The following is a 254-nucleotide window of genomic DNA, read 5'->3' on the forward strand; positions in this document are numbered from 1 at the left end:
TTGGCGACGGTCATTTCGCGCTTCGCGGTGCGCGCGCGCTTTTCGCCGGCAGCCATCTGCTTGTTGATCTTGCGCAGGTCGGCCAGCGGCAGCGCCACACGCGCCTGCAGGTCGATCATGCGCTGCTGCAGCTCCTTGATCGCCGGCAGGTTACGGCTCAGCACCGCGCTGTACGGGTAGGCGCAGTCGACTTCGCGGTCGCCCCATTCCAGGTCGGTCTCGTTGCCCGGGAAGACCTTGATGAAGTGGGCGCG

General features: G+C 66.5%; 1 pseudogene. It reads right to left on the reverse strand.

From position 1 onward, the window contains the following. Window positions 1–254 (reverse strand): annotated as a pseudogene (locus KVT32_RS30730) (RNA polymerase sigma factor RpoD); the annotation flags it as partial.

The sequence above is a fragment of the Achromobacter sp. GbtcB20 genome (genome assembly GCF_019091095.1).
Taxonomy (GTDB): domain Bacteria; phylum Pseudomonadota; class Gammaproteobacteria; order Burkholderiales; family Burkholderiaceae_B; genus Achromobacter; species Achromobacter mucicolens.